Source organism: Marinimicrobium sp. (genome assembly GCF_002695945.1).
Classification (GTDB): domain Bacteria; phylum Pseudomonadota; class Gammaproteobacteria; order Pseudomonadales; family Cellvibrionaceae; genus Marinimicrobium; species Marinimicrobium koreense.
In genome coordinates this window covers 1-14,372 of record NZ_NZQP01000033.1, presented here as the reverse complement: position 1 = coordinate 14,372, position 14,372 = coordinate 1, and the positions used below count along the sequence as shown (strand labels likewise).

General features: G+C 57.6%; 6 protein-coding genes. 4 read left to right on the top strand and 2 right to left on the bottom strand.

The window, feature by feature from the left end:
• Nucleotide 1: 1 nt before the first annotated feature.
• Both CMG77_RS08000 and CMG77_RS15855 read left to right on the top strand, forming a co-directional pair.
• Nucleotides 2-2,707 (top strand): exo-rhamnogalacturonan lyase family protein, encoded by a 2,706-nt coding sequence (locus CMG77_RS08000; RefSeq protein ID WP_286904006.1) that lies wholly within the window; start codon nucleotides 2-4, stop codon nucleotides 2,705-2,707.
• A gap of 1 nt (nucleotide 2,708) precedes the next feature.
• Nucleotides 2,709-6,581 (top strand): glycosyl hydrolase 115 family protein, encoded by a 3,873-nt coding sequence (locus CMG77_RS15855; RefSeq protein WP_353743465.1) that lies wholly within the window; start codon nucleotides 2,709-2,711, stop codon nucleotides 6,579-6,581.
• Nucleotides 6,582-6,614: 33 nt separating this feature from the next.
• On the opposite strand, the gene CMG77_RS07990 is transcribed toward CMG77_RS15855, so the two are convergent.
• Together CMG77_RS07990 and CMG77_RS07985 are read right to left on the bottom strand one after the other, a co-directional pair.
• Nucleotides 6,615-7,475, bottom strand: coding sequence for a sugar phosphate isomerase/epimerase family protein (locus CMG77_RS07990; protein ID WP_286904004.1), 861 nt, complete (start codon nucleotides 7,473-7,475; stop codon nucleotides 6,615-6,617).
• Nucleotides 7,476-7,521: 46 nt separating this feature from the next.
• Nucleotides 7,522-9,051 carry a rhamnogalacturonan acetylesterase gene (locus CMG77_RS07985; protein ID WP_286904002.1) on the bottom strand — a complete coding sequence of 510 codons (1,530 nt, stop codon included), beginning with the start codon at nucleotides 9,049-9,051 and terminating at the stop codon, nucleotides 7,522-7,524.
• A gap of 253 nt (nucleotides 9,052-9,304) precedes the next feature.
• Between CMG77_RS07985 and CMG77_RS07980 the strand changes: the two genes are divergently transcribed.
• The gene (locus tag CMG77_RS07980) at nucleotides 9,305-11,182 is read left to right on the top strand and encodes a DEAD/DEAH box helicase (RefSeq protein ID WP_286904000.1); all 1,878 of its coding nucleotides are present in this window, start codon (nucleotides 9,305-9,307) and stop codon (nucleotides 11,180-11,182) included.
• Between the two features lie 159 nt (nucleotides 11,183-11,341).
• Nucleotides 11,342-13,498: a glycoside hydrolase family 20 zincin-like fold domain-containing protein gene (locus CMG77_RS07975; RefSeq protein ID WP_286876313.1), complete on the top strand. Its 2,157-nt coding sequence runs from the start codon at nucleotides 11,342-11,344 to the stop codon at nucleotides 13,496-13,498.
• Nucleotides 13,499-14,372: the final 874 nt, after the last annotated feature.

Sequence of the window (14,372 nt, the reverse complement as noted above, 5' to 3'; positions counted from 1 at the left end):
CATGAAACACTCCAGACTNATTTCCCTNTTTGCCGCCGCCTTATTGTCGTCAGCCTGTTCCGTTCNGGCCGAGNCGGAGGTGCAGGTACAGTGGTTGAACGANGGCACGGACCGGGAACCGGTAGGTGCGACCTGGGGTACGCCCTGGCCGCAGGGCGAGGTGGACGCCGCCAGCGAATTCACTCTTGAATCCGAATCCGGAACATCGTTGCCCGTACAGAGTTGGCCNNTGGCCTATTGGCCCGATGGCTCCGTGAAATGGACCGGACATGCGATTGCCCCGCTTGAGTTGAATGTCGGTGCNCTGACCTTGACGCCCGGNGANGCGNTNANGTCCGAACAGTCCNTACGGATTGTAGAGAACAACNGNTCCATCCGTGTGGACACCGGCGTGATTCAGGCGGTGATTGCCAAATCCGGTGATCGTCTGATTCAGTCCATTACCCGCGATAACCGGCAGACATTGAACGANGGTCGTCTTGTCATTCTGTCTCAGAATCAGGCCGAACCTGAAGTNGGGNAGCCGTTAACNGTAGAGTCCTTCACCGGACAGCTCGACCAGGTGACCCTTGAGCAGAGTGGNCCGGTGCGCGCGGTGGTCAAACTGGAAGGTAAGCATGTCGGAGANAACGGCCGTGCCTGGATTCCCTTTGTGGTGCGNCTTTANTTCTACGCCGGCGATGACTCGGTGCGCATGGTGCACACCATGATTTACGACGGTGACCAGAANACCGATTTTATACGGGGTGTGGGCGTCCGCTTTGATGCGCCGCTGGACGGCCCGCTGCATGANCGGCACGTGCGCTTTTCCGGTGAAGGCGATGGCCTTTTCGGTGAAGCGGTTCGCGGTATCACCGGCTTGCGTCGCGACCCGGGCAAGGCGGTTCGCGAGGCACAGATTGAAGGGCGCGCAACTCCGCCCTTGAGTGAATGGGCGACCAGTGTGTCGGATCGTCTCGAGATGATTCCCGCCTTTGGTGATTACACCCTCTCTCANNTGAGCGCCGATGCGTTTGAAATCCGCAAACGTACCCAGCCCGGCCTGTCCTGGCTGGATTCCGCCGAGGGCACCCGNTCCANCGGGTTGGGTTATATTGGTAGCCCGAAGGGCGGCGTGGCGTTTGGTATCCGGGATTTCTGGCAGAGTCATTCGTCTCAGCTCGATATTCGCAACGCGCGTTCNGACGAGGCCGNAGTNACCCTATGGTTGTGGGCTCCCGAAGGTCGGGCCATGGATATGCGCTTCTATCACGATGGTATGGGGCTGGATACGCACGAGAAGCAGCTCGATGCTNTGAACGTGACCTACGAGGATTACGAGCCGGGCTTTGACCATGCCACCGGCGTGGCCCGCACCAGCGAGCTGCGNCTTTGGGCCTTACCGGCCACACCGGANCGCNANACCACGGTTGAGNTGGCCCGAACCCTNGCCCAGCCACCGCAGATGGTTGCCCGTCCCCAGGACTATGAAGCGGCCGGCGTGTTCGGTGCCGCCCTCTGGGATCTGCCGGATCGCTCCACCCCCGCCAANNCCGCGATTGAAGATCAGGTGGATTTTTATCTGGANCANTATCTGACNCAGGTGGAAGANCANAACTGGTACGGCTTCTGGGANTACGGNGATGTGATGCATACCTATGATCANGACCGGCATACCTGGCGTTACGACGTGGGNGGNTNTGCCTGGGCCAACTCCGANCTCTCNCCCGACATCTGGCTATGGTATTCCTTTNTGCGCACNGGCCGTGCCGANGTNTTCCAGATGGCCGAGGCGATGACCCGCCACACCGGAGAGGTCGACGTGTACCATCTGGGACGNTTTGAGGGGCTCGGCTCCCGCCACAACGTCAAGCACTGGGGCGACAGCGCCAAACAACTGCGCATCAGNACGCCCGCCAACCGTCGCTTCTATTACTTCCTGACGGCGGATGAGCGCACCGGTGACCTGATGCGTTCTCTGCTCGGGGCTGAACGGCGCCTGCTGGACGTGCCTCCGCTGCGCAAACTGAATCGTCCGACGCCCGACTTTTCGGGAAAACCCTATTCCATGATGATGGGCCTGGGGACCGACTGGAGTTCGGTGGCCGCCGCNTGGCTGACCGAGTGGGAGCGCACCGGTGAGNCNNCCTATCGNGACAAACTGGTCACCGCGATGCGCAGCGTTGGCAACTTTGACCATGGANTGCTGGTCGGCAGTGCGGCNCTGNANCCNGANACCGGGCAGTTTTANCGGATNGGGGAGGGCGTGTCCGTNTCCCATTTGTCCATGGTGTTNGGCGGTGTCGAAATCAACGCAGANCTGATNCAACTGCTCGATGTGCCNGANTATGAGCAGGCGTTTATTCAATATGGACGCTTTTATAATGCNCNTCGGGANGAGAAGGCCGAGATCATCGGCCAGCCTTATGAACGAAACCTGAACCTGGGGCAGGCGCATTCGCGAATGACCGCCTACTCNGCCTGGAAGCTCAATGATGAGGCGCTGGCCGAACGTGCCTGGGAGGAATTCTTCAGCGGCNGNGCCGGTATCCCGGTGTTCGGATTACCCTATCCGACCAAAACGGTCATGCCCCCCGAGGTGCTATCCCCGGTGACCGAAGCGCGCGGGGTNTCCACCAACGCGGTGTCCCAGTTCGGTCTTGCCGCGATTCAGNTGATGGCATTGGTCGGAGAGGAGGCGCCGGAGCAGGTTCCGGAGCGGGATTAATATGGATGATCGAAAGATGACTACGCGTTCAACGGGNACGACCANNGGGCTGNGACTCATACTGNTGTCNCTACTGTTTCCTTTGATNGTGCAGGCNGCCGAGATTCGGCCGCTTCCTCCNGAGGGGGCNGAAACNTTGCAATCCACCGCGTTTCCGCTGGTGGTGGATGATCATGCCGCGCCATTGGTGGTGGCCAGTGACGCGCCCGAAGTGATCCGGATTGCGGTTCAGGATTTCGCCGACGATGTTGAGCGTGTGACTGGGCATCGCCCGGCCATTCGCCACCGGCCGCCGGGTGGCGGTGCGCCCTATGTCCGGGTGGGTATTCATCCGGCGTTGGAGAATCGATGGGAAGCGTTCCNGCTGTCCTCCAGTGCCCAGGTGTTGGCCGTAGANGGGGCGGACCCNCGCGGTGTGGCCTATGGCGTGTATGAGCTGTCCCGTCGTATCGGCGTTTCGCCCTGGTANTGGTGGGCCGATGTGCCGGTTCAACCTCNGGACGAACTGTATCTGAGCGCCGCTCGCGAACCGATCGATGAGCCGGCGGTGCGCTATCGCGGAATATTCATCAATGATGAATGTTGGGGCCTCGGTGCCTGGGCCCGCAAGACCTTTGATCCNGATNCCGGCACTCTCGGCCCGAAAATCTATGAGCGGGTGTTCGAGTTGCTGCTGCGCCTGCGGGCCAACGCTCTCTGGCCCGGCATGCACCCCTGCACCACGCCGTTCCATCAAGTGNANGGNAACAGNGAACTGGCCGACGACTACGCGATTGTGGTCGGCTCGAGTCACGCCGAGCCCATGTTGCGCAACAACGTNGGNGAGTGGGATCANCCCAAAGATCATTACAACTTCCTGACGCACCGTGACACCGTCATGAATTACTGGGAAGAGCGGGTGAAGGAGCGCCGTTCGGGCGAAAGCCTCTGGACCCTGGGCATGCGCGGCATTCACGACAGCGGCATTNTNGGCCCGGAATCCCAGGAAGAACGTNTGGANGTGTTGGAAACGCTGTTNGANGCGCAGCGCGGNCTTCTGGCCAAACATCTNGGCGATGGTGATCCCACCNAGGCGGCACAGATNTTTGTGCCCTATAAAGAAGTGNTNAAGGATTACAACGCNGGCCTGGACGTGCCGGACGATGTNATNATCGTCTGGCCGGANGACAACTTTGGTTATGTGCGCCGCTACGCCACNCCCGAGGAGCGGGNNCGGCCCGGCGGTCTGGGCGTCTATTACCATCAGTCNTANCTGGGCTCACCCTTGTCCTGGCTCTGGTTCGATTCCCAATCGGTATCGTTGGTCTGGTCNGAGATGACNCGCGCTTANGAACAGGGGGCCGAGTCCTTCTGGGTGACCAACGTGGGCGACCTCAAAGCGCACGAACTGAGTGCGGAATTTTTTCTCGACCTCGCCTGGAACGCGGATCGGACCAGCCCCGAGGCACCCATGCAATTTCTGCAGGATATGGCNGCCCGGGACTTCGGGCCCGAATACGCTCATGNGATTGCCGGNATCTGGAANCGCCACCAGCACCTGGCCTTTGCGCGCAAACCGGAACATCTGCAGTGGCATTTGTCCCTGGAGCCCTACCAACCCACCGAGCTGACCGACGCTGAGATTTATCATCGCCTGAAAGCCTATCAGGATCTGGTGGNGGAGACGGCGCGGGTCGCGAACGACCTGCCGGGCACCGCCCGGGATGCCTTNTACCAACTGGTGGAGTATCCNGTNCGGGCGGCGGCTGCGGCCAACGAGCGCTANTTNCTGNTGGAGTTGGCGCGTCGCCAGAATGTCCGGGGNGCGGAGATCGCGGAAACGACCTTTGCCANAGCCGAAGAGGCCGCNCAGCGGATCGAGGCNCTGACGCAGCGATACAATGACGCGATGGCCAATGGCAANTGGCGGCATATTNTCACCGCCGGNGGGGTNTCCCCGGACGATTGGCNNCGCTTCCANCCCGANCCCATTCCACCNCTGGGCTCGCAAAAGGATGCAGTGNGGNAGTCNCTGTCGGAGTCGGACGACANNCNGTTTGAAGCCAATGACGNACCGNCGGNTGCGCAAGCGGGCGATTTCNTTGAATCGNAAGGNGTNGTGTCCATCAACGCCGGACACTTTACCGGCCGNGAAGATCAGGCCGACGGTGGCTGGCGTTCGGTGGAAGGNCTGGGCCGTACCGGTTCAGCCGTCACCCTGTTGCCCTCCACTCTGAATATCGAANCCGGCAGTGCGCCNCGACTGAGCTACCGTTTNCACGTNGCNACCGGCGGNAAAGCGACNGTNCATGTNCGACTGCTGCCCACGCANCCGATTGATCCCGGCAATGATCTGCGCCTNGCGCTGGCTGTGGATGANGGTGAACCNCNGCCGCTCGCGGTGACCNAGGGCTTCGATACCTATAGCGAAGAGTGGAAAATGCGAGTCNTGTCCAACGCCACCGAAGCGACGCTTGAGCTGCCGGAGNCACTGGAGCCNGGCTGGCATACNCTNCANCTGGTGGCGGTNGANGCNGGNGTNGTAGTGGATAAAATCGTGNTCGATTTCGGAGGGCTCCAACCTTCCTATGACGGNCCTCCCGAAACACGGGTAACGAANCCCGCCGCATCTTCTTACANATTCGATTTTGGCNCCGGCGCTGTGGCTGAAGNTTACGTCGGNATTGGCCCGGATACGCGCTACTCCCCCGAACGGGGCTACGGCNTTGCCAGCGCCAAGACGCCCGAGTGTACAGTGACAGAGCCAGCGGACGAGGCGCTGCGAGGNGATNCCTGTGTGTCTGACGAGGCATTTATGTTTGCGGTCGACGTGCCCGAAGGGAACTATGAGGTAACCCTCCTNCTAGGCTCGCCCGATTCCGCNGCGCAGACGACCGTAAAAGCCGAGGCACGCCGCTTGATGTTGCGTTCGGTTTCGACCAANGCGGGNGAGCAGGCGAGGGNGACCTTCACCGTCAATCGAAGGAGCCCGNCACTGGGAGATGATCGCCGTGTTGCATTGAACTCGCGCGAACAAGGCCCACCAATAATCGCGCACTGGGATGAGCATTTGACCATCGAATTTCTGGGTANACCGGCGGCGGTGTCGGCAATGACGATTGANCCGGCGCCGGAGGCGACTACCGTCTTTGTGGCGGGGGACTCGACCGTAACGGATCAACGNNANGAGCCCTGGGCCGGCTGGGGGCAGATGTTGCCCGCTTTNTTCAAGCCGGGTATCGCCATTGCCAACCACGCNGAGTCGGGGCGNGCTCTGTTCAGCTTCGAAGCGGAAAACCGTCTCGAGAAAATCNTTCGNACCATGNAGCGCGGGGATTACCTNTTGATTCAGTTNGGCCACAATGATCAGAAAGACCANAGCGAGGGCGCAGGCCCCTNTACCACCTACGCCGATGATTTNCGCGAGTACATTCAGGCGGTACGTGCCAAGGGCGGTATTCCCGTGCTGGTCACACCCATGGAGCGTCGCCGCTGGNGTGAAGGAAAGCCCGCTGAAACTCTCACCGATTTCGCCATCGCGGTGCGTCAGGTCGGAGAAGAGCAGGGCGTACCGGTTATCGATCTGCACGAGATGAGCCTGGCGCTTTACGCCGCTCTGGGAGAGTCAGGTTCCANAAAGGCCTTTGTGCATTATCCGGCCAATACCTTTCCCGGTCAGGAGCAGGCGCTGAAAGACGATACACANCACAATCCCTACGGCGCTTACCAGNTGGCTCGCGCTGTCGTNGAAGNGATTCGNNAAAAGGTGCCGGGACTGGCCGATCACTTGCGTGACGATGTGCTCTCGTTTGATCCCGCGGAGCCGGACTTCTCGAGTGCTGTCAGCATACCGGCAAGTCCGGTGTTTCAGCTCGAGAAGCCGGAAGGCAATTGACGGCTCACAATCGGTTGGCCACTCCCAGGGGCGTCACGCTCTCCGGGGAGTGGTTNACCGTGCGCACTCTNGCAGGTGCTCAAGAATACCCTGANCATTNTCAGGGTTGGTGCTCTCGAGAATGGTATGAATGCCGGGCTTGAGTTTCTNAATCAATGACATCAGATAACGGTGATCCATTTCGCCGGTGCCGGAGGGCAGGTCTCCNTCCTTCATTCCATCCTTGATCACGAAGTCTTTACTGTGTATCGCGACGATACGGTCTCCGAACAGCCTGAAGGCTTCGTCCATCAGTTCCTGTTGTCGATGGCACTGGTCCAGNGGGAAAAAGTTCACCGGGTCGTAAATGACCTGNACATTGGGTGAGNCCACCAGCTCCAGCATGCGTACCATCTTCTCGTAGCTGTGTACCGTATGGTGGTGTGCCACGCCTTCAATACCCACAATGGTGCCGTATTTCTCGNCGGTATCGGCCANGCGTCGGACGGAATCGACCAACTCCAGAAACGAGGTTTCTTTCTGGCTGTCGGGGTGATAGCTACAATCGCCGTTCTTGGAGCCGGTCTCGGTACCGACAATAGCGCAGCCGAAGTCACGGGCGAAGCGCAGGTGCTCTTCAAAGCGCTGCAGCGCCTGTTCTTTGGTGTCCGGGTCCGGGTGGATCGGATTGATATAGCAGCCCAGCACGGCGATGTTGATCCCCTGTGCGGCAAAGACATCGCGCACATGGTTGGCGAACCCCGGGGTCAGCTGTCCGGGTTGTTCTGCCAGGACCGGAAACGACTTGGCGGGTGCGAGCTGCACGCAGGATACATCGTATTGCCCGAGCTTTGCCNCAATCTCCGCGGGTGTACCCTGACCATAGTCGTGTGCTCTCANGCCCAAATTCAGCATAAAACGTNTTCCTGTGGTTGATCCGTTCGGTGTNTTGGTGATGCCGTTACAGAATGCCTTCGANCCCCTGGGCGACNATTTTGGCATTCAGCTCGGCNCCGTCGCGGGACGTGTGGGTGTGTTTGTCGGCAAAAAAGGCTTCGACCTTTTCCGGCCCCAGCTCGTCATAANGGTCGGCGACCAGCTCGTGCAGATCGATCAGCGCGACGCCGCTTTCCGCCGCGACCTGTCGAGCCCACTGGGGATAACTGTCGTCCGGGCGGGCAATCTGCTCTCCGCTGTCGTCCCAGATTTTCCGGGGCACCGGGGTGGCGAGAATGGGCGTTACACCTCGGGCATAGGCATCGCCAATCATTTTGCGCAGATACCAACCGTATGTGTGAACCGTTTCCGGCTGGCCGGTCAGAAGGTTGTCGATGTCCTGCTCGGCGGCGCCGACCCCCTTGATGGTGCCCCGGGCACGCTCTTCATCATTGAGGGGAGCGGAGTCATTGTGACCAAACTGGATCACCACATAATCGCCCGGGCGCGCCATATTAAGGGCTCGCTCCCAGTGGCCGCCGGTCACAAAGGTCCGGCTACTGAAACCGCCGATGGCGCGATTGACAAAGTTGTAGTCCTCGGCGCTCAGGTACTCGTCAATAAAATCACCCCAACCCCATTGACCACCGGCACCGTCGCCCCAACCGTTGCGCACGGTGGAGTCGCCGACCATAAAAAGGCTGGTCTTCTCGGGGTGGGCGATCACCGGCAGGCGCAGAAACGTCCAATCGTAGGCGGTCACTTCGCGGCCTTTAGCGGAGTACAGGTCTGAAGCGAGGGTGGGGCGCAGCCCCTTCAACGCCGAAACAACAGTCTCGGCATGAAGCTCGGCGCCGGCATCGTTAAAGTGGGTATGGTCTTTCGGGTAAAGCCCGGCCACTTTCTCAGCACCCAGGCGGTCCAGCTTGTCCGCCACCGGGTTGGTCACATCGATAAACGGGGTGTCCAGTTCCCAGGCGAGCTGGTGCATCCAGTAACCGTAGCGGCCGTGGCGACGCTCAACACGGTCATGTTCCCACCGGTTACGGACCGTCATCGACAAAAGGATCGGCGTGGCGTCCTTGGCTTTTACGTCCGCCACCATCTGACGAATATAGTGTCCAAAGGTATACACCGTTTCGTCCTTACCGGTCACCTGGTTGGCGATGTCGGTCTGCTCATCACCCAGACCGGGCAGAGAGCCCCGCGCCCGGCTGTCGTCATTGATCGCCCCGGCATCGTTGTGTCCGAACTGGATCAACACCAGATCCCCGGCCTCGACGTCCTCGATCAGAGACTGCCACAAACCCTCGGTAATAAACGTCCGGCTGCTCCGACCGCCCCGCGCCCGGTTATCCACGACCACTTTGTCCTCATCCAGAAAGCTCTGTAGGGTGGCGCCCCAGCCCTGGTGGTCCTTGTTCTGGTAGGACGCCGCAGTGGAGTCCCCGGCAATAAAGAGGGTCTGGGGGCGCAGCTCTTCGGCGAAGCAGGAAAATGACAGGAGCAGCAGTGCAATCTGGGCGAATCGGAGGGGTATTCCCGGTTTGGTCATAGTGGTGTATCTCTCTATTGGCATGCCTGCCTTGCTGGGTTCAAGGCGCATTCTAAAATCGGGTGACCACTATAGACTCAAAATGATTAATTATGCAATATTGTTATTGATTATGCTGGCTATCGGCAGCGGTTGTTCAATAGAAATACTATTGCCTTTCAACGGCTGAAATAGCCGGACTTTCCAATCTGGGCTAAGCTCTCAAGCTAGAGAGAGGAGGGGATGGGCCCTTCAGGATCAGTATGGAGGCAGCATGGCAGCAATCATTCCAAGCCTGAGCACCATAAGAGGTATGACAACGGGAGAGCGTCGCTTCGGACGTCGCCTGGAGGCGCTTCTCGAAGATGATTATACCGTCTGGTACGACATCCCTGTTGGCCGTCAGAGACGATACCCGGATTTCATTATTCTTCACCCGTCCCGAGGACTGCTGTTTCTTGAGATCAAAGACTGGAAGTTGGCGACCCTGAAGAAGATCAGCAAAGACCGGGTGACGCTGCAGACTCAAAATGGTCTGGATGTGGTGAGCAATCCCCTGGAGCAGGCCAGGCAGTATGCCCAGACGACCGTTAATGTACTGAAAACTGACCCTCAGCTTCGACAATCCGAGGGCCGTTATCAAGGCCGACTGTGTTGCCCCTATGGTTACGGCGTGGTCCTGACCAATATCACTCGACAGCAGTGGAACAAAGCGTTGCCGGAAGATCATCAGGAGCTGGTGCTGCCGGCTCACAGAGTGATCTGTAAGGATGAGATGACCGAGTCCGTTGAGGCGGAAGCATTTCAGAGTCGGCTCTGGGGCATGTTTGAGTACAGTTTTGGTGAAAAGCTTTCCCTTCCTCAGGTTGACCGAATCCGCTGGCACCTCTTTCCCGAAGTGCGCATCAATGCGCCGCAACAGGACCTGTTCGGAGACTCTGATGACGATCCGGATGACGAGCATGATAGTGCGTCGAACGTTAGTCAGACTCTCGTCCCGGAAATTGTCCGGGTGATGGATATTCAACAGGAGCAATTGGCAAAAAGTCTTGGGGACGGACATCGAGTCATTCACGGTGTCGCGGGCTCCGGAAAAACCCTGATTCTCGGCTATCGTTGTCTGCATTTGTCTCAAGCGACCCGCAAGCCCATTCTCGTGCTCTGTTTCAATATTGCGTTGGCGGCGCGGCTCAGGTCGTTTATGTCAGAGCGGGGTATTGATGAACAGGTTCAGGTTTATCACTTTCACGAGTGGTGCGGCCTTCAGTTGAAAACGTACCATGTGGATACCGAACAAGGCGCCAGACCCCTTTGGGAGCGGCAGGTAACCAGCGTGATCGCCGGGGTGGAGAGGGGGGATATTCCTCGTGCGCAGTACGGTGCTCTGATGATTGATGAGGGCCATGACTTTGAGCCGGAGTGGTTAAAGCTGGTGGTTCAGATGATCGATCCCGATACCAATTCATTGCTCCTGCTGTACGACGATGCGCAGGCGATTTACAGCCGACGACAACTCGGATTTCCGTTATCCAGTGCGGGCATCCAGGCACGCGGCCGCACTACGATCCTCAAGCTCAACTACCGAAACACCCGAGAAATACTGACCTTTGCCTATGATTTCTCCAAAGAGTATCTGCAGGCCCAAGACGCCGATGACGATCATGTACCGCTAATTCAGCCAGAGGTGGCGGGTGCAAGTGGACCTCAGCCGGTTTACAGACCATTCAAGAGCGCTGCGGATGAATATCAGTACATCGTTCGCTGCGTCGACAAATGGCGTAGCGGCGGGAAACCACTAAGTAGTATCGCCATTATCTACGCACACCATCACCAAGGTGAAGCGCTCAAATCGGCGTTGGACCAAGCTGGGGTTCCCGCCGCTTGGCTAAAATCGTCCGTTCACAAGAAAACTTACAATCCGGCGGATGAGAAGGTGACGCTATTGACTCGTCAGAGCAGTAAAGGCCTGGAGTTTGATACGGTCATTTTAAGTGGGGTCGGGGCATTGAAAGACGGAGAGGATGATATGCCCCGAGAGACACGGTTGCTATATGTCGGTATGACGCGCGCCAAGCAACAACTTCTGGTCACTAGTGGATCAACCAACTTGTTCACGGACCGTCTTCAGGAACTGGCTCACCAAGCTGTCTGAGAGCAGTCTTTACGTAGTGTCGGACTGATTAATACCCCGAAAATGGCCGGGCGCTTGTTCTTTTGGTGGAGGCGGGCGGAATGCGTCACCCAAGTGGTTCTATTGACTATATGTTTCGGGCTGGGTAACGTAGAGCCATGTTCTGCAGGGTTGAAACTTATGACAATAAAACGCTTGTTCCCTTCGTTTGTGCTCCTCTTTCTTTTGAACGCTACTGCAGCCTGTGCTCAGGAGGTGACGCTCGTCTACGACGAGACGGTGCCGCAGGAGGCCTATGCCGCCCGCAAGCTGGGTGAGGCCCTGGAAGAGCAGGGCTATGAGCTCGGCTCGGATCGGAGCGGTTACGATCATCTGATCAGTCTGTCGGTGCATGAAGAGAGGCTGGGTTCTGAAGCCTTTGCTATTGTGCCCGAGGACAGGGTCACGAGCGTCTATGGAGGCGACCACCGGGGGCTGATCTATGGCGCGCTGGCCCTGGCCGAAACGCTGCGCAATGGCACGCCGCTGACAGCGGTGGAATCCACCGAACAGAGCCCGAATCTGGCGTTTCGCGGGATCAAATACAATCTGCCCTGGGAAACCTACCGGCCCAGTTCGGCGCTGGACCAGCATTACGAGACTGCACGGGATCTCGATTATTGGGAGTCGTTTCTGGATATGATGGTGGCGAACCGTTTCAACGCCATCAGCCTGTGGAATCTGCATCCTTTTACGTTCATGATCCAGCCGAAAAACTTCCCCGAAGCGAGCCCATGGTCGGATAAAGAATTCGCCCAGTGGCAGCGTCTTTACCGCGAGATCTTCCGGATGGCGAAAGAGCGCGGGTTGGACACCTATCTGGTCCACTGGAGCATTTTTGTCAGCCGGGAATTTGCCGAGGCCCACTCCGTCGCGGAGCAGAACTTTTATCCGCACTACTATGTGGAAGGCGATACCTCGGAGATCGTGCGGCGTTATCTGCGCGAAAGCGTTACCCAGGTGCTCGAGGAGTATCCCAACCTGGATGGGTTTGGTATTTCCCACGGCGAAGGCATGGCTGGCATGACGCCCCTTGAGCGGCAGAAGTGGATGGATGATGTGTTGATCGCGGGGATGCTGGACGCTGATCGCCCCGTGAAACTCATTCACCGCGTCCCTTTTTCCTCGGGAACCGGTTCGGAGCCGGGCGTCAGCAAGAGTGTGGAAGTGGTGACCCGCGATGCGATGGAGAAGCTGGAGGATCGCTTTGACGGTCCGATCTGGGTGGAAATGAAGTTCAATTGGTCCCATGCCCATTCCACACCAGAGTTGGTGAAGGTCCACGGCGGCAAGCTGGGCGACACTTATTTCAAACCGACGCCCAAAAACTACAAGGTCACCTGGCAGGCACGCAACGAAGACTTCTTTGCCCTGCGCTGGGGTGTGCCCGATTTCATTCGTCAGCATATCGCTCTGAATGGCGCGGCGGACTATGTGGGCGGATACTTTGTCGGCTCGGAAACCTACATCCCGGCGCTCGATTACTTCACCGCAGTGGACGAGCCGGTCGACTGGAACTGGGCCTTCGAGCGCCAGTGGTTGTTCTACCAGCTTTGGGGGCGCCTCCTTTACGATCCTGAAACACCCGACTCGGTGTTTCAGGCGGCATTCAACCGCCGGTACGGGGCCAAGGGTAATAACCTGTTGAACGCTTACTCTCTGGCCTCATCCACCCAACTGCGGCTGGCCTCGTTGTATGATTCGCGCTGGGATTTCACCCTCTACAGCGAGGGCTTTCTGGCGCTGCAGGGCGACTACACCCGTTATATTTCGGTTGACCACCTTATCGACCATCCCACCATGGACCCGGATTATGTTTCGGTGGCGGATTTCGTAGAGACAATGCACGAAGGCGGCTCTTTCGGCGTTGACCGCATTACTCCGCCGATTCTGGCCGAGCAGCTTGAGCGCGACAATCGCGAGGCGCTTCGGCTGGTAGAAGGTATTGATACCGAGGGCAATGCCTCGCTCATGTACGAAGTGGCCGACGTCAAAGCCTGGGCCCATCTCGGTCTTCATCTTGCGGAGAAGCTGAAAGGCGCCGTGGCGCTACACCGGTACCGTCTGTACGGTGATGAGGAACAGCAGCAGGTGGCTATCCGGCATTTACAGCAGGCTCTGGCGCACTGGGATCAAGTGGTGGAGATCACCCGGCCGATTTACCGCGACATGCCGCTGACCCACTATAACCACAACTTCTTCGAGGCCAATGACGAGAATCTTTTTCATTGGGCGCTGGTTCGAGATGAGGTGGCGCAAGACGTGGACATTGCCCGCAGCGCCGAGCCGGAAGGTTAGGCAAGATGAGGGGCTCCCGTTACAGACCGTCCTTTCGGCGCCCATGGGGTGCCGAAATTTTCCTGTAGGTGGACAATAGAGTTTGAGACTGCCCCCCTATTGATTTAGGGCACTACAGGACACCTAACTTACAATAAAGTTTGAGACTTGATGGTTTTTAAGATTATAGCGTAATAACTTAGGGATTTGGGTCAATCGGGAGGGGGAGGTCAGGCCGGTAGGGCGGTTTTGGCTGGGAGTCAGCGACTACTTTGAGGTTGATACTATCCAAGTCATGGTTTCTTGATGCAGTTTCTCTTAAGTTCCCGAGGAATTTCGGGGGGCAATAGTTCATACAATAAATGAGAATTATTCTTGTAAAGCCAGAGATAGGCTGCCGGTAGGTCCTTCCGAATGTCATTTCGTATACAATCCGGATGACTTTCTATGTAATCCGATAGAATTCGTTTGTAGTGGCACTGTTTCTTATATAAGCGAATTCGGCCTCTTAGAGGAATAAGGTAACTATGCGTTGTAAGTACTTGCTCTATGAGACCAACTGATACGTTTAAGGGCTTCGCTATCTCGTTGGTACTTTTTCCAATATGGAGCTTTCTCCACACAGCTCTTCTCTCAGCGTTGTATAACAGCTTGGGTCGAAGCTTTATATCGACCTTCAAATTGGGGTAAAGATAACCCATACATGAGAATTAACTCGATAGTCAAAGCGACAGAAAATTTGACCGATAAAGGTAGTCTAAAATCCTTAACATTGCTTAAGTTTTATGGTCATCAATGTAGTGGTCAAGTGTTTTAGGCCACCGTCTTTTGAGTTTTCCAGTAGGTCTGCTCTGCCACATTAGGCGGCAGACCGTCGTTGTGCTTATGCGGCCGA